Here is a 23,359-nt window from a genome sequence, read left to right as displayed (position 1 = left end):
ATAAAGGTTATCAATGAGCAATATTCATGAGCACAAGATACTGATCCTTGATTTCGGATCCCAGTATACCCAGCTGATTGCCCGTCGTATCCGCGAAATTGGCGTTTACTGTGAACTCTGGGCCTGGGATGTCAGTGAAGAGCAAATCCGCGAGTTTGCCCCTCAGGGCATTATTCTGGCCGGTGGTCCCGAGAGTGTCACCGCCGACAATTCTCCCCGTGCCCCTGAGTATGTGTTTAACGCAGGCGTGCCTGTACTGGGTATCTGCTACGGCATGCAGACCATGAGCGAACAGCTGGGCGGCAAGGTTATCCAGGGCATAGGCGAGGGTGAGTTCGGTTACGCGCAAATCGAACTGCTGGCCGAATCTGCACTGTTCAAAAACATCGAAGATGCCGTTAATGAAGCCGGTCGTCCATTGCTGGATGTATGGATGAGCCACGGTGACAAGGTCTCGGCCATCCCTGAAGGTTTTGTCGCGGTTGCCAAGACCGAAACCTGCCCATTCGCCGCCATGGCCAATGAAGCCAAAGGTTTCTACGGCGTGCAGTTCCACCCTGAAGTGACCCATACCCGTCAGGGCAAGCGTATGCTGGAGCATTTCGCGCTGGAAATCTGTGGCTGTGAAGCCAAGTGGAAACCCGCTTCCATCATCGAAGACGCCGTTGAGCGCCTGAAAAAGCAAATAGGTGACGACGAAGTAATCCTGGCGCTTTCCGGTGGGGTTGACTCCTCTGTTACCGCCATGCTGCTGCACCGCGCCATCGGCGACAGACTCACCTGTGTGTTTGTCGACAACGGCCTGCTGCGTCTGAACGAAGGCGAGCAAGTGATGGAGATGTTCGGCGACCACTTCGGTCTTAACATCATCAAGGTTGAAGCCGAAGACAGATTCCTCAATGCCCTCAAAGGCGAAAACGACCCAGAAGCCAAGCGCAAGATCATCGGCCGGGTGTTTGTGGAAATCTTCGACGAAGAAGCCGGTAAGTGCGTTAACGCCAAGTGGCTGGCCCAGGGCACCATCTACCCTGATGTCATCGAATCTGCCGGCAGCGCCACAGGCAAGGCCCATGTGATCAAGTCGCACCATAACGTCGGCGGTCTGCCGGAAGATATGGAGCTGGGGCTGGTTGAGCCGCTGCGTGAACTGTTCAAAGACGAAGTACGCAAGATTGGCCTGGAGCTGGGTCTGCCTTACGACATGCTCTATCGCCACCCATTCCCTGGCCCAGGCCTGGGCGTACGGGTACTCGGCGAAGTCAAGAAAGAGTACTGCGATCTGCTGCGCCGCGCCGATGCCATCTTCATCGAAGAGCTGCGCAAAGCCGAACTGTACGACCGTGTCAGCCAGGCCTTCACTGTGTTCCTGCCGGTTCGCAGCGTAGGTGTAATGGGCGATGGCCGCAAGTACGACTGGGTTGTGTCTCTGCGCGCCGTGGAAACCATCGACTTTATGACAGCCCATTGGGCTCACCTGCCGTACGACTTCCTCGGCCGGGTGTCCAACCGCATCATCAATGAAATCGACGGCATCTCCCGCGTGGTGTACGACATCTCAGGCAAGCCACCGGCAACGATTGAGTGGGAATAAGCCCTCTCGGGATAGTGATTTAAAAAGGCGCTTCGGCGCCTTTTTTCTATTAGTACTCTATCAGCCTTAAATCGTGGGATTTGTGAATACTTTTATAGGTTTTTTGGGGCATTAAACTGATAATGGAGTTTAGCTTTCTACCCCAAAACCTTGCGGAGGTATTTGGTTTCTTCGCTTTGATGTTCATTCTGATGCTGGCTTTCTATTTTTTGGCAGTGGCTTCACAACACCATATACGGCCTGAAGGTGAAAGTGTAGTGGCATAGTGACTCTGGCGTAGCTGTTTGTACAACTTGCCGCCGCATAATTTATCACGCTGGACATAGCCATAAATCCACTCGTGACTGACGTTATATCCGATGATTTTACCAACACCGGCTATTTGTTCTGGACTTCACTTCTCATTGAGACCGAACTCAACAAAGGTGATGGTCAGTCCAGACACTCTAGACTTCGCGGACTGACAACGGCGTTTTAATGCCTTCGCCTGAGCGACTTCCGGCAAGTAATGGTTAACCCGAATTCGATTACGATTTACTTCCCGGCTGATTGTGCTGTGACTTACTTTCAGACGTTTTCCTATCTCCCGATAACTGAAACCCTCGCGTAAATAGGCCTCAATCTGGTATCGTTGTCCCTCGATAAACTGCTTGTAATTCATGGTAACTACTCATGTTTGTTTGGCGACAACAGAGTATCACCAACAGGCAGTTGATCTCTCCTCACCGTTTAACCATGAGTGGTGCACTTATTATCTGAATTCGGGAATAGTAATCCAAGAAAAATAAGTTCAGCTTTTCGACCGGTAACCGCGGGATGGAGCCTATCCACGAGCGTTAAAAATGAGTAAAAACAAGTATCCCATTAAGCAAATTGCACAGCTTTAATTTTGAGTCTACTATAACTTTATGTTATTGATGTTTTAAGTTTGATTATGCTTTTTAGGTTTAAATAATCTTAAAATTTTTCGATATTTTGTATGATAGGGATATTATTACTTATGAAATTATCTAGCCAAGGTTTTGGTTTGCTTTTGATGCTATTCTTTCTGGTTGCCTGCGACCGAACCTCAATGTCTTCGGATACAAATAAAGAGTTTACAATTGAGGTGATCCGCGCGCCCTTATCCGTTGAAGTGGGTCAATCTACGGTGGTTGAGGTTCAGTTTCAACAAAATGGACAAAATATTAATGGTGCAAGTTACCTCTGGATGGACGAGAGTGCATCACCAATTGGCTTAGGTAGTAACAGTAATAAGGGTTTCTTTGTCGCACCGTCAAATCTTGAGCAAGCGAGCATTCGTGTAACAGCTAGTTTTTCAGGTATCTCGGTAAGCAAGGATGTTACCATAGACATCACCTCACCGGTTGACGTTATTGGAGATGTTGAGTCATTAGAGGTTACAGGCCCAACGGAAGTTACTTCGGAACACAAGGTCATTTTAAATGCGGCCTATACGGTTAATGGGTTGGTTGATAGCGACAAGGCAGTAATTTGGGAACTGTTCAGTGAACAAACAGTATCTTGGCAACAAATAGATAATCGAGTCGAGTTTACAGCACCTGATGTTTTTCAGGACACAGAGTTATATTTCTCGGCACAGACTGAAGATGCCAGCGGCCTGTTGTTTGATACGATTGTGGTTCTCACGGTTAAGCCCAAGGGCATCAGCTTTGTTAACCAGATTAATACCGGAACGGGCAAAGTTGACGCAAACTCTCAATCGTCACACACAGTTAAGCAAAGCACTTCAGGGCAAACAGTTCACTTAACGGCAAAAGCCGAAAAATCCGGTGGCGGTGGAAGCTTCAGCTATGAATGGCAGCAATTGAGCGGTACCACAGTCAACTTAATAGACAGCGCCAGCCAAACCGCGTCTTTCGTCGCGCCCAAGCAGCCGGGAAAACTCGAATTTAAAGTAACAGCTAGGGAAGTCAGTAGCGGGAAAAGCACATCACAAACACAGCTAGTAGAAATAAAGCCTGGACCTTTTCAGCCTCAGCAAGGCGCTAAGTATCAAGTGTACAATGGTCATGGCTCTGTTAGTTTGACTGCAGAGGTTAATGGTGGCACGGGGCCTTTTACCTATAAATGGACGCAAACAAAAGGTCCAGACGCTACGATTAGTAGTGTTAATGAAAAAACTACCGAGGTTACGCCGCCAGCGGTTGCAACCGATACCGACTTCCAATGGGTCGTGCAAGTAACTGATGCCAATGGTCACCAAGTGAGTATTACACACGATATTCAAGTGAAGGCAACTGCGTCTTTGTCGGTACAGATTATTAAACCAAAGGGCTGCACCACCAACTGTTTAGTTGAAGAAGGGGATTCAGTGTATCCTGCAGCAACTATTACCGGTGCGCTTGGTCGTGTATCAGTATTGTGGGAGAGCAGCGATGTTACCTTAACTGATGCAACAACAGAGCACCCCGCGTTTGTTGTGCCCAATGTCAATGCAGAAACAGGTATTAGAGTCAATGTTACTGTAACAGATGGCACCAGTACCGTTTCCGATTCGCTACTTTACACCGCTAAACCCGTATTTAAGCTGGTGCCTCACCAAAACCAAATAGGTAGTCACTTGGCAACAGGCCCGGGAGTCAGTACAGCAGCTCCCGTTCAGGTAGAATCCGGCAAAACTTTTAAACCAAGTATCGATATCCATATTCCCCCGTTAGACAACGGCGCATCTCTTTCTTACCGGTGGACGGTGATTGAACCTAATCCGAAACCTAGCGACTTGATAATTGTGGGTGACAATACAGCTCAGCCCATCATCAATGCGCCATCAGTAAGCAGCAATACCAACATCAAGCTTCAGGCAACCATTACCTATACCTCTACCGAAGGTAAAGTGATTACTAAAACAACTGATACTCAGTTTCAGGCAGTGCCTGCTAATGCGCCAAGCAAACCCACTCTTGCGCTTAGTATGGCTGGGCATGAAAGCGTATATAGTGGTCATGTGGTGCAACCAAAAACAACGGTGATGAACGCCAGTGGTCCCCTAAGCTATCAGTGGACGCAATTAAGTGGCCCAACCATTACGATTGCAGACGATAAAACGGATTCACCAAGTTTTACTGCTCCTAGCGTGAGCGGCCATCAGGATATTGTGATAGAAGTCGAAGTGAGTGATGGCTCTGCCGTAGCCAAAGCACAAATGACGGTGACCGTCGACCCCGTGGTCGCGCCACCCAAACTACCATTAACGGTAACCGCCTCTAATGATGCGACCATTACAGCAAATCAGACGGTGAAGCCAAGAGTCAGTGTTGGCAATACTTTTGGTACGCTCAGTTATAGCTGGGTAGAAACCACAAGTTCAGGCATTACCCTAACAGATGCAAACACCGCCACCCCAAGCTTCATTGCTCCAAGTGGCCCTGCAACTGTAACCCTTAAAGTAACGGTAAATGATACCGCTAACGGCTCTGCGACCGACAGTGTCACTTACCATGTTAACGATGCCTTGCAAGTCACCGCCGGCCCAGCGACTCGTACATTGGCAGAAGGTAATACTCTCAAACTACTGGCATCGGTTAAAGATGCCGATGGTGCGGTAAGCTATGCATGGACAATTGCAGATGCCAGCACAACATTTCTCACGACAAAAAACATTACCAATGCATCCTCAGCGAATGCAAGCTTGGACCTGCCCAATGTGGATGCCAATACCACCATTAAACTGCAAGTCACGGCAACGGATTCGGTCAATACGGCTACCGCTACGATGGCTGTGACCATTCAAGATCGTCATATGAGCGTCGACTTGGGTGCTGACTTTGATTTGCCACCGATGCAAACGGGGCACTTGAACGCGAACGTTGCAGGGGGGAAACCACCCTACACCTATAGCTGGACAGATGATACGAATGCCGTACTGAGCAGTACCAATGATGCGAACCCATCATTTATCGCGCCGTTTCTGACCCATGAAGCACAGCTTAACTATAATCTCACGGTAACCGACAGTTTAGGTAATACAGCTAAAGATAGCATTGTAGTTACCGTACCCGCTTTGCCTTTACTAGTCAGCGCTGGCAATGATTTTTCTGTAGCTGAAAGTTTAAGTGGTGTGCAGTTGCACGGTAGCGTGCAACATGCCAATGCACCAGTTTATGCTTGGACACAGATTTCTGGCATAGATGTAACCCCTTTAATAAATGCAAACACTTTGAATGCATCATTTACCTCTCCTGCGAAAGCGGCGGGCACCAGCGAAGACTTGGTATTTGAACTGTCGGTTACCAGCAATGGCATAGTCAAAAAAGACCAAGTAACAGTTACAGTGCAGGGCCAGCCCGATTTATCGGTACATGTTACTCCTGCTCTTTATGTCAATGAAGGACAAAGTGTTAGTTTAGTCGGTACGGTGATCGATGCAGACTCAAGCAGCCCTGCAACGGTGCAAAGTTTAACGTGGAGCCAATTTCCTACGGCGGCCAGTCCCGTTACGCTCAGCAATAGCGGCGTAACGGGCGATGTACGCAGTTTAACCAGTACCTTTACGGCGCCAGCTTTTGCTACCAACAACCAATACGTCTTTACCTTTACGGCTCAAGGCACGGGAAATAGAGTATCGAAAACGGCGATGGTGGAAGTATTGGCCGCGCCTAGCATTAGTGCAGGGGCTGATCTGCGCGTGCGCGCTGGGCAAACCGTGAACTTAAGTGCCACTGGCATCAGCATTGCGAGTTACCAATGGGCGCAAACCGCAGGCTCGCCAACGGTTACGTTAAATAATGCGGATAAATATAATCCTTCATTTACCGCACCTGATGTGACGAGTGATACCACGCTTACCTTTATCGTAACGGGAACCCCTATCGCAGGTGGCGCTGCACAACAAGACACGATTAATGTTGTGGTCTACGAGCCGGCTATTGTGGTAAGGCCAAAAGGTGCAACAAACCTAAGCTTTACAGAAGGCGATCCCGCTTTAGATATCACGGTCGATTTTGTGAGTAGCGTTGGCAACGCACCAGTGACGCCAACAACGATCACTTGGTCGGTTACCCCGGATATGGCACCTGCTGGCACGTTCGGACCTCTAAATGCCGCTACCATTGGTATTAACCCACAAGTTGGATCGGCTGGCACTTATAAACTTGATATTGTCGCGGGTGATACGCCGGATCATTATCAGGCTGGCAGTCAAAGTTATACAGTGGTGATCAAATCAGGTACCCCGACTACGCCACCGCTAATAGACAGTAGCAAACTGACAGCTGCACTCAAAAGCATAAACACGGATCTGACTTCACTAAATGGTATCGATAAGTTAGTGAGTTTGCATGCACCGGCAATTACCGGCGGCACGCCACCCTACTCCTATCGCTGGACGCCGCCTGCCAAAGGCGTGGTGCTAAGCGGTGAAACAACCGATAACCCAACGGCAACCATTAGCAAACCTGCGAGCGAATGCACCTATATCGGAGGGGATATTACGCTGACGGTCACTGATGCTAAAGGTCAAACGGTGAGCGCCACCTTGCCTGTCAAAAACAGCCGTGGGGGTGATGCGGTTAACCCAACACCGACATCACCGGTGTCGTGCGATGTGTGTCGTGGGCCTAAATTTATCTGCGAGCGTTCGCACAAGACCGCTGTCTGTGGCTCTGTTGCCGCTGGTAATCCTGAATCATTGGCTTCCGCTGAGTTTTACAAATATCAATATTGCATCAATGATGTCGAAAACCTCATCGATGGATCACGTTATGTGACACGTCGCTGTGCCACTGCTGAAACAGTGAATAAAGAGCTGGAGAGCCGGGCAAAAAACCCTGCTTGGCTAGGTAAACTCACTTCGGTTGGCACTGACCCCGCTGTTGGCTGTCAGAAGTATAACGTGCACGATTTACAAGATGCGCATTTTAGTTGCTCCTTCGTCTGTAAAGGGAAAGTCGGTGGTGGGTTCGATTCAGGTGGCGCTCGCGGGTGTAATATTGAAACCGTACCGGCAGTCAGCAACAATTCAATACAGTTATCAGAGAGCGATTACCCAGTGCCAACAGCGCCGGCCACGATTCCTGGCACCGGCTCGCCAGGTACCTGTCCTAACGGTATTCAACCTGCGATGTAAATAGCCTACAGCATAAAATCCCCCACTCATGAGAGATAGTGGGGGGTTATCTCGAGCTTTATAGTGGTCAACTAATTCCCGACAGTAAGTTAAGCCAATTCTCAGCGTGAACAGAAGCATCGCCACCATTATATTGATGGGGGCGATGCCGATTGTAATAGTGCATCTGTAAACCTCCTCGAGGTTTCTTGCTGGGAACTCATTTTTTGATGCGTTTTAAAAATGTACTGCGACAAGTTGGAGGCACAAGATGGATAGAATTACCTCGGGTCTGAGGCGGCTTAGTGTTGAAGAGATACAAGAGCTTCGTCGTAATATGCAAGAGTCCTCAGCCTGGGCCAAAGCCGAACTAAAACATCGACGAGCCGCAAAAAATCAAACAAATCTGCGCATGGTATAGATGATGGTATCGAGAAAAGCTACCTTTCTAACTGGCTGTTATTTAGGTATATTTTCTTCTCATTGATCTTCGAGTGGGAATAATTACCCATTAGGTAATTAGCCGCAATAAGACGCAGTAAATAGAAATAAGCCCATGACAATCATGGGCTTTTTTTGGTTCATCGCAGATTAACGTGGACTGGAAATGAAAACGGTTGGAGAGTTATTATTTAGTCGCCAAACAAAAACAATGACCAACCCCAACCGTTCTCAATGTCGAATATTACCTGTCCCATTGCGCTCTGGGAAAGTTTTGAAGCTGTCCATACTGAAAAATGTTAGTGTTCTAAAATGTATGTGCCCAAAGTGATGTTTGGGGCACATACATTCATCAACCATTCACAAATTTGAGATTCGAGAATATTTTTAATATTGCTTTAAGGGCAAAAAAGTTGTCACGGTTAAGAATATATGCAGATGATATCTTTATTGTCTCTGAGAGCATCTTTAAATACATCTTCTACTATATCAAGATCTTCTTCAAAGTCATCATTATCTTCGAAGTAAATTTCTTTATATTTATTTTGAGTGGCAGCAATGAATCCCTCTATTTCAGAGTGCTTAATATAACTTATGCTTGTGTCTGGTAAAGATGGCATTAGATCATCACGGGACATAAAAATGTCATATAACGTGGGTTCTGAGAAATAGTCGCCGGCAATAGTAGTTACATATTCTGCAAAATAGCCACTGCAACCTGAACTATGGCAGATCCCATCCATATATTCACAGTTTGAGTTGATGATTTCTGAAATTTTTCCGTTGGAGATTTCTTCGTGATCTTCAGAAGCAATAATCTCTTTTATCTTGTCTAAATTTGTTTTGTAGAATGAAAGCTCGTAGCTCATAAAAATATCCTTTTATATTGAATTCCCTAATGGTTATTATCAATCATAAAGTTAATGGGGGAAATAGTTCACTTGTTGTACTTTCTAAATTTTAGAGTGGGTACAAGAATAGATTATTGAGTTAGCTAAATCCCTACTGTAACCAATATGATGATGTTTGAGAGAAACCTTATAGTCAATAGGTCTATTGAGGGGGACAGGGACTGACAGCCAGTCTCAATCAATGGTTTTAAAAAGAGTCCTTTCTCGGTTAGCCTTCTGACGCCGATTTTTCATCTCCATCTTTAAAATAATTAACCCACACTCGGCGATTGCAATATCTCTTCATCCACCCAATGGAGCAGTTTCTTGATGGCTTTGGATAGCACCTGGTTCTGGCGCACTATGTACCCCAGGCTGGCGGAAGGGAAGCTGGGCAGTGGGGTAATGCTGGACTGCAAATTGAGTTTCGGGTGCAGGGCGAAGTCCGGCACTATGGCGATGCCGAAGCCGGCTTCGGCCCAGTCGATTTGGGCATCCACGCTGCCCACTTCCATGATGCGGTATTCCGGCAGTTTGAGCTCAGGCAGTGCCGGGTCAATCAGATCCCGGGTACGGGTGTCGTGCCCCAGCAGTATCAAGGTCGGTGCTTCCTGCGGGCTGGGGATTTTTCCTTTCTGCCAGGCCTTGAGATCATTGCCCAAGGCGTACCATTTCACTTGTTTCAGCTCGGTAAAATGCAGCGGCTGACTCTCTTTTTGCGCCATCACAAAGCCGAGATCTGCCTTGGCACTTTTTACCAGGTCTGCCGCCTGCGAGGAGGTGGTGTTCAGCAGAGTCAGGTCGATGCCGGGGAATTCGGTTTTGAACGACTGAAACGGGCCTATCAGCAGCCATCTGGAAATAATATCGCTGGCGGCTATGGTCATGGTGCCCTGGCACAGATCATTGATGGCGTTGAGATCGGCCTGGCAACTTTGCAGCTCCATCAGGGTGTTGTGCGCACTCCTTAGCAAACGCTCACCGGCTTGGGTCAGCCGAAATGGATTACGCTCAATCAGCTTTACTCGGGTGGTTTGCTCCAACTGCTTGATATGCAAGCTGACATTGGGTTGAGTCATATGCAGCTCATTGGCCGCCTTGCCGAAGTGTTCGAGGCGGGCCAGGGTGACAAAGGTTTTAAGCCAGTGGAGTTCGAGCATAACAGCCTCTTTAAGAGTTTTTTAAGCGGTACTTTTACAGCGTTAGGGCAGGCGCTTTATGGTTGGCGGCTTGGTCATGGCCATGGCCTTAATCATGGCCTTAGTCACGGCAATTGCCCGCTATCTTCGATTCCGATGCAAAGTATCTCGATATGGATTTCTTATCAAGCCAATAATGATTATTAATTTTTCTTATTTATGCCGTGGTCATAGGATAGACAGGTTTTTGTTTAGGAGAACTGGAAATGTCGTCTATCGTTGTAGTTGGTGCAAACTGGGGTGATGAAGGTAAAGGCCGTATCGTGGACTATCTGGCAGATAGCGCAGCGGCGAGTATACGTTTTCAGGGCGGCAACAATGCCGGCCACACAGTTGTGAATGACTTTGGTACATTCAAACTGCATCAACTGCCTAGCGGCGTATTCAATCCTGGTTGTTTGGCGGTATTGGGTCCCGGCATGGTGATAAGCCCGGCGCCACTTTCCGAAGAGATTGCCGAGGTAAAAGCCGCCGGTGTCAATGTCAATTTGTGCATTTCCGACCGGGCGACTCTGTGCCTGCCAATCCACGCCATTGAAGATACTCTGGAAGAGGAGCGTCTCGGTGACGGCGCTTACGGTTCTACCCGCCAGGGCATTGCCCCGGCTTACGGTGACCGGGTAATGAAAAAAGGCATTCTGGTGGGTTGGTTGAAGCAGCCTGAAGTATTGCGTGAACGTATCCAGTTTATGCTGGACTGGAAACTGCCGCAGCTCAAGGCGCTGTATCCCTCCTTTGAATTTTCGCAAACCGCAGAAGAGATGACCGCCTGGTTGCTGGAAGTGTCTGCCCCTTGGCGTGATGCCATCTGCAACGTGAGCGAGCCACTGAAAGCGCTGCAGGCAAAAGATGAAAACCTGTTGTTTGAAGCCCAGTTGGGCGCGGGTCGTGACCTGGTTTACGGTGAATACCCTTGGACCACATCTTCCAACGTGACTGCCGCTTATGCCGGCCTCGGCAGTGGTTTACCGGCACTGCGCCCCGAGCGGGTGATTGCCGTAGCCAAGTCCTTCAGCTCATCAGTGGGAACCGGCACCTTGATCACCGCCATGGAAGAGCAGGACAGCTTCCGCGAAGCCGCCAATGAGTACGGCGCGGTAACCGGGCGTCCCCGTGATATGGGCTATTTCGATGCCGTGGCCACCCGTAATGGTGTCGAGCTGCAGGCGGCGACCGAAGTGGCGCTGACCAAGCTGGATTGTTTGAGTGGGATGCAGGATCTGAAAATCTGCATCGATTATCAGGGCGATCACAGCGAAAACCCGATTTGGCCACAAACCTCAGCCTTGGCGCCGGTTTATGAGCAGATGGAAGGCTGGAGCGAAGACATCACGGCTTGCCGCACTTTTGAGAGCCTGCCTCTGGCGGCACAAAAGTACGTGCAGCGGGTTGAAGAGCTGATGGGCGTACCGGTAAAAATGATCTCTGTCGGCCCAGAGCGGGCGCAGATGATCCTCCGCTAACGGTTTTTCTCAGTGCATTGGGGCGGGTGTGTGAGCGCCCCAAAACAATGCGCTGGAAGTCTCTGACAGCAACAGGCTGTATATTGAAGGCCTCATTCACTCGGTTGGTGAATGAGGCCTTGTCGTTTGCAGCTCTTGCTTATTCACGTGAATGCTTTGGATTGCGTTTATTTCCCGGTATGAGCACACAAGTCTGCAAGAGTGTGAAAGTGTGCCGCTTTGTCTCAATCTACAGACTGAGAGCCAAAATCTGGGCGGCAAAGGGATAAGTTGTTAGCGCAGCTACTGAGCGGCAGTTTGGCGGTATCACGCATGCTGTTATACTGGCGCCGCATTGAGAACGGATGGGTAAAATGACAGAGAATCGCGACTTACATTGGATGCAGTTGGCCATGGAGATGGCGCAAAAGGCTGAGGCCCTCGGGGAAGTGCCGGTAGGGGCCGTGCTGGTCAAAGATGACCAGCTCATTGCCTGCGGCTGGAACCAACCTATTGCCGCCAACGACCCCTGCGCCCATGCAGAAATCCTCTGCCTCAGGCAGGCGGGCAGTCAACTGGAAAACTACCGTCTGCTGGATACAACCCTCTATGTGACCCTAGAGCCTTGCGCCATGTGTGCCGGGGCCATGGTGCATGCCAGAGTCGGTCGTCTGGTCTATGGCGCAGCCGATCCCAAGACAGGTGCGGCCGGTTCAGTACTGGATCTGGTGCGTCATCCGCTATTCAACCACAAGCTGGCCGTCAGTGCCGGGGTGATGGAGCAGGAATGCAGCGAACAGCTGAGTGCCTTTTTCAGACGACGCAGACAAGAACAGAAGGCATTGAAGCAGGCTAAGAAGCTTAATCCGCCTGTTGCAGAAAATTGAAGAAGAGTTTGTGACGGTTGAGAATGCGTTTGTGACGGGTTTTAACCAGGCTACGGCGGCGGGCCATTGTATTATTAATAATCTTTCTTCTCATAAGCTTACCTTAGTCTATTTAGATGTTTTTGTTAGTGTTTTGGTATCAATGACAAGCTAGCAGCTTCTCGAGCGTTACGCTAGCCCCAAATTAGGGCAGATCCGGCCAAGCTGGGCAATTTGTTGCGAAAATGAGTCGTGTGCAGGGTTTTCAGTCGGGCTGGGCGCCACTGAGCTCGGTTGCTTCCTCGCTCTGTCGTTGCGTCTCAGCCTGGGTTTCTTGCTGGGCTTGCTCTTTGGCTAGCATTTCTTGCTTGGCTTGATTGTCTATCCACACCAGGGTGTCGTAGTAACGGCGGATACTGTCTACATAGTGCACCGCCTCGTTACCTCTGGCATAGCCATAGCGGGTGTGCTGGTAGTATTTGCGCTTTTGCAGCAAGGGTAATACCTGCTTGAGATCTTTCCAGGCGCTGGGATTAAGGCCTCTGGCCTGTGCCAGCTTACGGGCATCCTCCACATGGCCATAGCCTATGTTATATGAGGCGAGGGCAAACCACATCCGCTCCTCCTCAGGAATAGACTCAGGCAGGCGTACCAAAATGTCGCTCAGATAGCGGGCACCGCCACGGATGCTCTGCTCGGGATCGAGGCGATTCTCCACTCCCAACTGTTTGGCGGTTGCCAGGGTCAGCATCATCATGCCGCGCACGCCGGTCGGTGAGCGGGCCCTGGGGTTCCAGTGCGACTCCTGATAACTGGTGGCGGCCAGCTTACGCCAGTCGAGTTCACCGGCATAGGTTTCAAACAGATGGCGGTACTTGGGCAGCTTGCTGTCCACCGCACGGATAAACGCTCGGGTGTCGACATAGTCGAAACGTTTAACATGGCCGAAGTATTTTTCCACCAAGTGTTCCAGCGTGCCGTCTCTTTGTTCCTGATGCCAGAAACGCAGCAGTTGGCTCATCAGTTGATCGCTGCCTCTGGGGGGCAACAGCCAGACCACAGCCTGTTGTTGCTCCAGCACCTGGCCGGATCTCAGCTCAGGCATAAAACGGCGATTGATATTGATGCTGGTGGAGTCAGAGATGGTGTAGCTGAGTTCGCCGCTGGCTATCATGCTCAGCAGCTCTTCATTATCTTTATCTGCGACCTGTTGCCACTCAAGGTTGGGATTATCTGCCTTGAGTCGGTTGAGGGTTTCCACAAACGACGAGTCGGCTATCACAGTAACAGGCGCATCCAAGGCGTTGAGATCTTTGGGGGCAGGGGTGCCGGCGCGGTAGACCATCACCTGATTGACCCGATAAAGCGGCGGTCCGAGGCGAAACTGTTGTCGGCGGCTGCGGGTATCCGATAGTCCGGCGGCAATCAAATCTATCTCGTTTTGTTTCAGTGCCTGGTAGAGCTCATTGATATTACCGTAAGGCTTCATCTCCAGCGGCTTGCCGAGAAAGTCGGCAAAGCGCGCCGCCATCTCATAGTCAAACCCTGTGTTTCCTTGAGTAGAGGAAACATAGATTTGTGGGCCATAGAGGGTACCCACTCTGAGCTCTTTGGCTTCTTTCACCGCCGGGGTTACCTGAGTTTCATCCACGACAGCTTGCCGGCAGCCGGCCAGCAAGATGATCAGGGTGAGAGTCGCGGTAATTCGTTTCATTATCTATCGGTAAAAGCCCTTAGCCTATCGTTTACTGTCGGGATAGGGTTTATTCCTTTTGTCTGATTTATTTGTAAATAAATTCAATGGATTGTATATCGATTGTCGGCGCTGTTTCCCGTTGATTTAAGTGGAGGTTTTGCGCCGGAGGGTATATTACCCCATAGGATTACTTTATATCACAGGAAACACTGTTTTAAGCAAAGTCTGAGGTGATTTGTAGGGCGCATTTACCTATAATAGCGCCACCTCTGACCCTGTAATTATAAATAATAAGGTGATAAGACGTGATGGAGATCATCCGCGGAGCCCCCGCACTCTCGGCATTCAGAGTGCAAAAGTTGATGCAGGCCTGTGAAGCCGCTCAGCTTCCGGTAAAGCAAATCTATGCCGAATATGTTCATTTGGCTTATTTGAGCGAAGCGCTCAACCCCGATGACCAAGCGCAGTTGAGTAAGATTCTAACCTACGGTCCGGCCATCGAATCCCACGAACCTCAAGGCACTCTTCTTTTTGTAACTCCCCGTCCCGGTACAATTTCTCCCTGGTCTTCCAAAGCCACCGACATCGCCCACAACTGCGGCCTCAAGCAGGTAAAACGTCTGGAGCGCGGTCTGGCTTACTATGTGGAATCCGACGCTCTGAGCAGCGAACAGCTCAAGAGCCTTAAGGCGCTGCTGCACGATCGCATGATGGAAGTGGTACTGGACAGCTTTGAAGCGGCCGATATGCTGTTTGCCCGCACTGAGCCCAAGCCTTTTGTCAGCGTCAACATTCTCGGCGAAGGCCGCCGGGCGCTGGAAATCGCCAACCGCGAAATGGGCCTGGCCCTGGCCGATGATGAAATCGACTACCTGGTCACCAATTTCCTGCGCCTTGAGCGCAACCCCAACGACATTGAACTTATGATGTTCGCCCAGGCGAACTCAGAGCACTGTCGTCACAAGATCTTCAACGCCGACTGGACCATTGACGGCGAAGTGCAGCCCAAGTCGCTGTTCAAGATGATCAAGAATACCTATGAGAAGACCCCGGACTATGTGTTGTCGGCCTATAAAGACAACGCTGCGGTAATGACAGGTTTTGAAGCCGGGCGTTTCTTCCCCGACAGTGACGGCGTTTATCGTTATCACACAGAGCCGATGCATATTCTGATGAAGGTGGAGACCCACAACCACCCGACCGCCATCAGTCCTTATCCTGGTGCCGCCACCGGCTCGGGCGGTGAAATCCGTGACGAAGGCGCTACCGGCCGCGGCTCCAAGCCCAAGGCGGGTTTAACCGGCTTTAGTGTATCCAACCTCAAGATCCCGGGCTTTGTGCAGCCTTGGGAAGGCGACTACGGTAAGCCGGACCGGATTGTGACCGCTTTTGACATCATGATCGACGGCCCTCTGGGCGGCGCCGCTTTCAACAACGAATTCGGTCGTCCGGCCCTGTTGGGTTACTTCCGCACCTACGAGCAGCAGGTTTGCAGCCATAACGGTGTCGAGGTGCGCGGTTATCACAAGCCTATTATGCTGGCTGGTGGCCTTGGCAACATTCGCGAAGAGCACGTACAGAAAGGGGAGATCTCCTTAGGTGCCAAGCTGATTGTACTGGGTGGCCCGGCGATGAACATTGGCCTTGGCGGCGGCGCGGCTTCCTCCATGGCGTCCGGCCAGTCCAGTGAAGATCTGGACTTTGCCTCGGTGCAGCGGGAAAACCCGGAAATGGAGCGCCGCTGTCAGGAGGTTATCGACCGCTGCTGGCAGATGGGCGATGCCAACCCAATCCAGTTTATTCATGATGTGGGCGCCGGTGGTTTGTCCAACGCCTTCCCTGAGCTGGTAAGCGATGCCGGTCGCGGCGGTAAGTTTGAGCTGCGTAACGTGCCTTCCGATGAGCCAGGCATGAGCCCGCTGGAGATCTGGTGTAACGAATCCCAGGAGCGTTATGTGCTGTCTGTGGCAGCCGAAAACCTGGATACCTTCGCCGCCATTTGTGAGCGCGAGCGTGCGCCATTTGCCGTGGTGGGCGAGGCGGTTGCCGAGCAGCACCTGAGCCTGAGCGATGAGCACTTTGACAACAAGCCTATCGACTTGCCGCTGGAAGTCTTGCTGGGCAAACCACCCAAGATGAGCCGTGATGTAGTGAGTCAAAAGGCGCAGTCTGCGGCGCTGGATGAAGCGTCCATCGATCTCGCACAAGCCGTTAAGCGGGTGCTGACTCTGCCAACCGTTGCCGACAAGAGCTTCTTGATCACCATAGGCGATCGCACGGTAACCGGCTTGGTGAACCGCGATCAGATGGTTGGCCCCTGGCAGGTACCTGTGGCGGATTGCGCCGTTACCGCCGCCTCGTTCGACAGCTATGTGGGCGAAGCCATGTCCATGGGTGAGCGCACTCCGCTGGCCTTGCTGGATTTTGGCGCCTCGGCGCGGATGGCCGTGGCCGAATCCTTGCTGAACATGGCCGGTGCCGATATCGGCTCGCTGAAGCGCATTAAGCTGTCGGCCAACTGGATGTCTGCAGCCGGTCACCCAGGTGAAGATGCCGGCCTCTATGAGGCGGTCAAGGCGGTGGGCGAAGAACTGTGTCCCGAGCTTGAACTGACCATTCCCGTGGGCAAAGACTCAATGTCGATGAAGACCGCCTGGGAAGACAAGGGCGAGCAGAAGGCGGTTACCGCCCCTATGTCGCTGATCATCTCTGCCTTCGGTGCGGTGCGCGACATTCGTAATACCGTGACTCCTGAGCTGCGTACCGACAAGGGCGAAACCCTACTGCTGCTGGCCGATCTGGCCAAGGGCAAGACTCGTCTGGGCGGTTCCTGCCTAGCACAGGTGTTTGGTGAGCTGGGGGATATTGCGCCAGATCTGGATCAGGCAGCGGTATTGAAAGGTTTCTTCGAGGTGACTCAGCAGTTGGTGGCCGAGCGGAGTTTGCTGGCTTACCACGACAAGAGTGACGGCGGTCTGTTCACCACCTTGGTGGAAATGGCCTTCGCCGGTCACACTGGCCTGAAGGTGGATATTTCTGTGCTGGCCGGCAGCGCCCTGGCGCGCCTGTTCAACGAAGAGTTGGGCGCCGTGCTGCAGGTGAGCAAAGACCAAGCCGCCGAGATTATCAAGGCTTACACAGATGCCGGTGTGGATTGTCATCCCATAGCAGAGCTGAGCGACGATGGCTTCATCCGTATCCAGGATCAAGGTGCTGAAATCTATAGTGCTTCACGTACCGAGCTGCGTAAGCTCTGGTCTGAAACCACCTACAGAATGCAGGCGCTCAGGGACAATCCTGAGTGTGCCCGTGAAGAGTTTGACCTCAAGCTGGATGAAACCGATCCCGGCCTGACGGTCAACTTAAGCTTTGATCCGGCAGAAGATGTTGCCGCGCCTTATATCCTCAAGGGCGCTGCGCCCAAGATGGCGATTTTGCGTGAGCAAGGGGTCAATTCGCATATTGAGATGGCAGCCGCCTTCGAGCGTGCCGGTTTTGAAAGCCGCGATGTGCATATGTCGGATATCCTCAGCGGCCGTATCAGCTTGGAAGAGTTCCAGGGATTGGTGGCCTGTGGTGGCTTCTCTTATGGTGATGTATTGGGCGCCGGTGAAGGTTGGGCCAAGTCCATCCTGTTCAACAGCCGTGCCCGTGAGGACTTCAGCCGCTTCTTCGAGCGTGCCGACAGCTTTGCTCTGGGTGTTTGTAATGGTTGCCAGATGCTCTCCAACCTCAAGGAGATCATTCCGGGTACCGAGCATTGGCCGCACTTTGTTCGTAACCGCTCTGAACGCTTTGAAGCGCGTTTCAGCCTGGTGGAAGTGCAGCAAAGCCCATCGCTGTTCTTCAGCGGTATGGCCGGCTCCAGAATGCCGATTGCCGTTTCCCACGGGGAAGGGCGTGCCGAGTTTGCTTCAGCTGCTGCCATGGCTGCAGCCGAGCAGAGTGGCACTGTGGCGCTGCGTTATGTCAATGGTAAAGGTGAGGTGGCCAGCTTGTATCCACAGAACCCCAACGGCTCGCCCAACGGCTTGTCCGGGATCTGTAGCTTGGATGGCAAAGTCACCATCATGATGCCTCACCCTGAGCGGGTGTTCCGCACAGTCGCCAACTCCTGGCATCCGGAAAACTGGGGCGAAGATAGCCCTTGGATGAGAATGTTCCGTAACGCCAGAGTGAAGTTGGGATAAGGTTAAAAATCACCCTGTAAAGGGTAAAAAAAGGCGGGTATTTATAACCCGCCTTTTTTATTTCACTTTTGTTAACTTTTTAAAGTCGTTTAATTTTAATGAGTTAAAAACTTTCTTGTATATTCTCATCTGTTGAAGTAAAGGAATTTGGACCTTATGGACTTTAACCGGCTAAACCTGGTTACATTCCCTAATTCCTTTTTGCCCTTTATGTAAATAAAAAAGCCCCATAGGCATGCCTATGGGGCCGTTCTGCGCTAACAAAACTTCAAGACAAGAAGTTACTCAACAGTGTTTAGCAAACCAGTTGAGACTTGTAAAGTTCAACAAAAACAGGCTTATAGCAGTTAACCAGACGTTCGAAAAATTTTTTCATAGCAATATCTCCACACAAAGTTCAGTCAATGTGCGCGGAGGAAGGTCTGCAGATGTTGCTTTCGGCTGACCTGAGCGTCTCCTTAACACAGGTTATATATTATTCGCTGCCCGCCTTACTTTCAAACTAGAAATAATTCAATTTGAGATTAGAAAATCTAATCCATATTTGTGGTTATATCAATCCATATTTATCTGTTTTAATATTTATCTTTGAAAAACAATTTGTTATGGATTTAACGTTAAGATTTGATGATATCTGGATTAGTTGATTTAGGTTTTTAATATGTTTAAAAGTTGTTTTTGTGGCTTTTATGTGGATTTTGCATTGAACTGTTAGAAAATGCTTCTTTAAATGTATTGCTAAGTTTTTCCTAGCATGACTTCACCGCTATGTCAATCGTCTCGAATGGTGTCTGTGCCACCCTCCGCAAAACCCAGCTAAAGCCCGGAGTTTGATTGATTTGCGTCAAATTCAAGTGGTATAAAATTAGGGCAATTTTTAGCTGAACTAATAATGCAAGTGACTGATATTTAATAATTTAGAAATATCACGACACTGACAAAAGCCGATGCGGATCTCGTTCATTCGCAAAAGCGTGATTCATCTCTCACTTTGCTTGTCAAATACAGATTTTCAAGCTCTTGGCGGGCCAAAGCGCGACAAAGTGAATCATTTGGGTGGTTTACCCGGAACCTCGGGTAGATAAGAAATTAATGAACTAAGCTATCCAACTCACCACCTGCTGTCTTTGATGGGGATCTGAAGGCAACGGGCGGAGCACCATGTAAGGAGTCACAAATGATAGTTGAAGAAGTCGTTGAGCTATCGCGCATACAATTTGCGTTGACAGCCATGTATCACTTCTTGTTTGTTCCATTGACTTTGGGTCTGGCCTTTCTGCTGGCAATCATGGAGTCACTCTATGTGATGACAGATAAGCAGATCTACAAGGACATGACCAAATTCTGGGGCAAGCTTTTTGGTATTAACTTTGCCCTGGGGGTTACCACAGGTCTGGCAATGGAGTTCCAGTTCGGTACCAACTGGTCTTATTACTCACACTACGTGGGTGACATTTTCGGTGCTCCTCTCGCCATTGAAGGTTTGATGGCCTTCTTCCTGGAATCCACTTTCGTGGGTATGTTCTTCTTCGGTTGGGACAGATTCTCCAAGCGTCAACACTTGGCGGTGACCTGGCTGGTAGCCTTGGGAAGTAACTTGTCTGCGCTGTGGATCCTGGTTGCCAACGGCTGGATGCAAAACCCTGTGGGTAGTGTGTTCAACTATGAAACCATGCGTATGGAAATGACCAGTTTCGCAGACGTGGTACTCAACCCTGTCGCTCAGGTTAAATTTGTCCACACTGTGGCCTCTGGTTATGTGGCCGGTGCCATGTTTGTTCTGGCTATCAGTGCCTACTACATCCTCAAGAAGCGTGACCTGCCATTTGCCCGCCGGTCTTTCGCCATTGCGGCTAGTTTTGGTATGGCTTCTATCCTGTCCGTTATCGTCCTGGGTGACGAATCCGGCTACAAGGTTGGTGAAGCTCAGCGGGTTAAGCTGGCGGCTATTGAAGCCGAATGGCATACAGAACCTGCTCCTGCGGCCTTTACTGCGGTTGGTTTCCCTAATCAGGAAACTATGCATACCGACTATGCCATCAAGATCCCATATGTCATGGGGATTATCGCCACTCGTTCAATCGACGAGGAAGTGACTGGCATTAAGGATCTGGTAGCCGAGCACGAAGTTCGTATCCGTAACGGTATGAAGGCTTATGCATTGCTCGAGCAACTGCGTGCCGCCAAGGCCGACCCTGCTATTGAAGAAGATCCAGCGGTTCGTGCCGCCTTCGAAGAGCAAAAAGTTGACCTGGGTTATGGTCTGCTGCTGAAGCGTTACACAGATAAAGTGGTCGATGCCACCGAAGAACAGATTAAGGCTGCCGCTTTGGATTCTATTCCAAGCGTAGCACCGCTGTTCTGGAGCTTCCGTGTCATGGTGGGCCTGGGCGTTGTGATGTTGGTGGTGTTTGCGGCCGCATTCTGGCAGAGCACCCGTCACCAGATCGAAGAGAAGAAGTGGGTACTCAAAGCCGCACTTTACAGCTTACCTCTGCCTTGGATCGCCATCGAGTGTGGTTGGTTTGTGGCCGAGTATGGTCGTCAGCCATGGACTATCTCCGAAGTGTTGCCGACCTTTGTGTCTGCTTCCAGCCTGACCGCAGGCGATCTCTGGTTCAGTATCATCAGCATTACTCTGTTCTACACTGTGCTGCTGGTTATCGAACTCTTCCTAATGTTCAAGTTTGCGCGCCTGGGTCCTAGCAGTCTCAAGACCGGCCGTTATCACTTTGAAAAACTAGAAGCCTGAGCAGAGGGATTTCATTATGTTTGATTATGAAATAGTAAGATTTGTCTGGTGGTTGTTGGTTGGCGTTTTGCTTATTGGCTTTGCGGTCACCGATGGCTTTGATATGGGGGTAGGTGCCTTGCTGCCTATCCTCGGCAAAGACGACACTGAACGTCGGATCATGATTAACTCGGTTGCTCCTCACTGGGATGGTAACCAAGTATGGCTGATCACCGGTGCCGGTGCTCTGTTTGCCGCTTGGCCAACTGTTTACGCCGTATCATTCTCCGGCTTTTATGTCGCCATGATCATAGTGTTATTGGCGCTGTACCTGCGTCCTGTGGGTTTTGACTATCGCTCCAAGATAGAAGATCCACGCTGGCGTAAGAGCTGGGACTGGGCCCTGTTTGTGGCCGGGTTTGTGCCACCACTCATCATAGGTGTTGCCTTCGGTAACCTGCTGCAAGGTGTGCCATTCAGCTTCGATGAATATATGCGCGCCCACTATGATGGCGGCCTGCTGGGTCTGCTCAATGGCTTTGGCTTGCTAGCCGGTCTGGTCAGTGCCTGTATGTTCATGATGCAGGGTGCTTGCTGGCTACAGATGAAGACAGAAGGTGAGCTGCGCAATCGTGCCGCTGCTACCGCTCAGTTGACTGCTGTATTGCTGATAGTACTGTTTGGTGCCGCCGGTGTGTGGCTGGCTTACGGTATCGATGGCTATGTAGTGACTTCGGCGCTGGATACTAACGCCGTATCTGATCCAACTCAGAAGACAGTGGAAGTGGTTTCCGGTGCCTGGCTGGCCAACTATGACAAGTATCCAATGACCATGTTGTTCCCGGTCTTGGGCCTGTTGGCACCCGCCTTGGTATTGCTGACTAGCCGTTTCGGCCGCAGTGGTTTCGCCTTCCTGTTCAGCTCACTGGCGATTGCCGGTATCATCCTGACCTGTGGCGCAGCTATGTTCCCCTTCGTGATGCCTTCATCACTGGATCCTAACGTCAGCCTGACCATGTGGGATGCTACTGCTAGCCAGATGGCACTGAATGTTATGACTTGGGTGGCAATTATCTTTGTTCCTATTGTGCTTAGTTACACTTGTTGGACCTACTTCAAGATGTATGGTCGCTTGAATCGCAAGCACATTGAAAACAACAGCACATCACTTTACTAAGGAGCCTGGATTATGTGGTATTTCACTTGGATACTCGGCATTTTATTGGCTTGTTCTTTCGGCATTATCAATGCGCTCTGGTTGGAAAATACAGAGAACATGGATAGAGATACTGAAGATAAGTGATAGCTTGAGTTAGAATCGAAAGCCTCCGCTCTGCGGAGGCTTTTGTTTTTCAAGGGGGCTATAGTGGCAAATGATAAGCTTGAGCCGAAAGAGCCGCAGCAGGTTAGCGAAACCGAGGCGGTTGAGCTGATCAAAAACTGGCTCAGGCAAGATAGGATGCGGATGCAAGCACTTGAGTGTGTTGCAAACCTTGGGGCCATTGATGCCTGGCTGGCGGCGGGATTTGTTCGTAACCTGGTGTGGGACAAGTTGCACGGCACAGTAACAGCACTAAGCGATATTGATGTGATCTACTATGAGCCAAACGACTGCTCGGAAGTCACCGATAGGGCCTATGAGGTCAGGTTATCTACCATGCTCGACTTACCTTGGTCGGTAAAAAACCAAGCCAGGATGCACCTTAAAAACAATCATAACCCCTATGTTTCAGTGTCTGATGCCATGAGCTACTGGCCAGAGCAGCAAACGGCGTTGGCTGTCAGGTTAAGGGCAGGGGAGTTGCAACTGCTCAATCTGTTCCCACTTGGCCCTTTACTGGCGCTGAAACTCAGTCCTAACCCCAAGAGCACTCCCGGAGTATTCGAGAGTCGGCTCAAGGCCAAGAATTGGTTGGCAGACTATCCATTACTTAAGAGCCCATTACTTAAGAGCTAGTGATTCAATCGTCCTTTAATTAAGCCCCCACTAATCGTTTGCACAATTTGAGCCCTTCTCCTGATTAAGTCTTTGCAGATAAACCACTTTCTTGATGCTGCCATTGGCTGCATTGTCAGAGGTCTCATTGCTGTCGATTGTTAGTTTAAAAAGCTGTTTAAATGGCGGTGTGTAGCATATCACTCTGCTGCTATCTGTTAATTTTTGGTTGCAAGCCTTATTGGTGGCGTAGGTTGAAAAATGTACTTTTCTTTCACTTTGGGGTTAGTGGAGTTTTGAACCGGCTCAC

The 23,359-nt window shown here is 50.2% G+C and carries 12 protein-coding genes and 1 pseudogene; 9 read left to right on the top strand and 4 right to left on the bottom strand.

Annotated elements, in window-relative coordinates:
* The first annotated feature begins 13 nt into the window (after nt 1-13).
* Nucleotides 14-1,591, top strand: coding sequence for a glutamine-hydrolyzing GMP synthase (gene guaA / locus K5621_RS13340; RefSeq protein WP_028779200.1), 1,578 nt, complete (start codon nt 14-16; stop codon nt 1,589-1,591).
* Nucleotides 1,592-1,856: 265 nt separating this feature from the next.
* On the opposite strand, the pseudogene K5621_RS13335 reads toward guaA, so the two are convergent.
* Nucleotides 1,857-2,252 (bottom strand): annotated as a pseudogene (locus K5621_RS13335) (transposase); the annotation flags it as partial.
* Between the two features lie 339 nt (nt 2,253-2,591).
* On the opposite strand from K5621_RS13335, the gene K5621_RS13330 reads away from it, so the two are divergent.
* Nucleotides 2,592-7,679: a PKD domain-containing protein gene (locus K5621_RS13330; RefSeq protein WP_221049468.1), complete on the top strand. Its 5,088-nt coding sequence runs from the start codon at nt 2,592-2,594 to the stop codon at nt 7,677-7,679.
* Nucleotides 7,680-8,521: 842 nt separating this feature from the next.
* Here K5621_RS13330 and K5621_RS13325 read toward each other — a convergent pair.
* Together K5621_RS13325 and K5621_RS13320 are read right to left on the bottom strand one after the other, a co-directional pair.
* A complete protein-coding gene (locus K5621_RS13325) occupies nt 8,522-8,968 on the bottom strand; it encodes a hypothetical protein (protein WP_221049467.1) in 447 nt (148 codons plus the stop codon).
* A 293-nt stretch (nt 8,969-9,261) separates the two neighbouring features.
* Complete coding sequence (locus tag K5621_RS13320; protein WP_221049466.1) at nt 9,262-10,149, bottom strand: LysR family transcriptional regulator; 888 nt, start codon at nt 10,147-10,149, stop codon at nt 9,262-9,264.
* Between the two features lie 245 nt (nt 10,150-10,394).
* On the opposite strand from K5621_RS13320, the gene K5621_RS13315 reads away from it, so the two are divergent.
* Nucleotides 10,395-11,651 (top strand): adenylosuccinate synthetase, encoded by a 1,257-nt coding sequence (locus K5621_RS13315; RefSeq protein ID WP_025886539.1) that lies wholly within the window; start codon nt 10,395-10,397, stop codon nt 11,649-11,651.
* A gap of 353 nt (nt 11,652-12,004) precedes the next feature.
* Nucleotides 12,005-12,517 (top strand): tRNA adenosine(34) deaminase TadA, encoded by a 513-nt coding sequence (tadA, locus tag K5621_RS13310; protein WP_100145803.1) that lies wholly within the window; start codon nt 12,005-12,007, stop codon nt 12,515-12,517.
* A gap of 244 nt (nt 12,518-12,761) precedes the next feature.
* Here tadA and mltF read toward each other — a convergent pair whose 3' ends face one another.
* A complete protein-coding gene (gene mltF / locus K5621_RS13305; RefSeq protein ID WP_221049465.1) occupies nt 12,762-14,210 on the bottom strand; it encodes a membrane-bound lytic murein transglycosylase MltF in 1,449 nt (482 codons plus the stop codon).
* 290 nt (nt 14,211-14,500) lie between these two features.
* On the opposite strand from mltF, the gene purL reads away from it, so the two are divergent.
* From purL to K5621_RS13280, 5 genes are all read left to right on the top strand, one after another.
* Nucleotides 14,501-18,382: a phosphoribosylformylglycinamidine synthase gene (purL, locus tag K5621_RS13300; RefSeq protein WP_221051197.1), complete on the top strand. Its 3,882-nt coding sequence runs from the start codon at nt 14,501-14,503 to the stop codon at nt 18,380-18,382.
* 1,177 nt (nt 18,383-19,559) lie between these two features.
* On the top strand, nt 19,560-21,134 hold the full coding sequence (locus K5621_RS13295) for a cytochrome ubiquinol oxidase subunit I (protein WP_100145363.1): 1,575 nt from the start codon (nt 19,560-19,562) through the stop codon (nt 21,132-21,134).
* Between the two features lie 16 nt (nt 21,135-21,150).
* Nucleotides 21,151-22,290, top strand: coding sequence for a cytochrome d ubiquinol oxidase subunit II (gene cydB / locus K5621_RS13290; RefSeq protein ID WP_100145365.1), 1,140 nt, complete (start codon nt 21,151-21,153; stop codon nt 22,288-22,290).
* A 12-nt stretch (nt 22,291-22,302) separates the two neighbouring features.
* Nucleotides 22,303-22,416 carry a cytochrome bd-I oxidase subunit CydX gene (cydX, locus tag K5621_RS13285; protein ID WP_039032771.1) on the top strand — a complete coding sequence of 38 codons (114 nt, stop codon included), beginning with the start codon at nt 22,303-22,305 and terminating at the stop codon, nt 22,414-22,416.
* 63 nt (nt 22,417-22,479) lie between these two features.
* On the top strand, nt 22,480-23,070 hold the full coding sequence (locus K5621_RS13280) for a nucleotidyltransferase family protein (protein WP_245003080.1): 591 nt from the start codon (nt 22,480-22,482) through the stop codon (nt 23,068-23,070).
* Nucleotides 23,071-23,359 lie beyond the last annotated feature (289 nt).

Source organism: Shewanella carassii (assembly GCF_019670705.1).
GTDB classification, from domain to species: domain Bacteria; phylum Pseudomonadota; class Gammaproteobacteria; order Enterobacterales; family Shewanellaceae; genus Shewanella; species Shewanella carassii.
This window is presented reverse-complemented; position numbering and strand designations above follow the sequence as displayed.

Bases quoted from the DNA above. Each gene is read 5' to 3' on its own strand.
- K5621_RS13325 (WP_221049467.1), bottom strand. From the start codon at position 8,968: ATGAGCTACGAGCTTTCATTCTACAAAACAAATTTAGACAAGATAAAA.
- cydX (WP_039032771.1), top strand. From the start codon at position 22,303: ATGTGGTATTTCACTTGGATACTCGGCATTTTATTGGCTTGTTCTTTC.
- K5621_RS13320 (WP_221049466.1), bottom strand. From the start codon at position 10,149: ATGCTCGAACTCCACTGGCTTAAAACCTTTGTCACCCTGGCCCGCCTC.
- K5621_RS13315 (WP_025886539.1), top strand. From the start codon at position 10,395: ATGTCGTCTATCGTTGTAGTTGGTGCAAACTGGGGTGATGAAGGTAAA.
- tadA (WP_100145803.1), top strand. From the start codon at position 12,005: ATGACAGAGAATCGCGACTTACATTGGATGCAGTTGGCCATGGAGATG.
- cydB (WP_100145365.1), top strand. From the start codon at position 21,151: ATGTTTGATTATGAAATAGTAAGATTTGTCTGGTGGTTGTTGGTTGGC.
- guaA (WP_028779200.1), top strand. From the start codon at position 14: ATGAGCAATATTCATGAGCACAAGATACTGATCCTTGATTTCGGATCC.
- mltF (WP_221049465.1), bottom strand. From the start codon at position 14,210: ATGAAACGAATTACCGCGACTCTCACCCTGATCATCTTGCTGGCCGGC.
- purL (WP_221051197.1), top strand. From the start codon at position 14,501: ATGGAGATCATCCGCGGAGCCCCCGCACTCTCGGCATTCAGAGTGCAA.
- K5621_RS13330 (WP_221049468.1), top strand. From the start codon at position 2,592: ATGAAATTATCTAGCCAAGGTTTTGGTTTGCTTTTGATGCTATTCTTT.
- K5621_RS13295 (WP_100145363.1), top strand. From the start codon at position 19,560: ATGATAGTTGAAGAAGTCGTTGAGCTATCGCGCATACAATTTGCGTTG.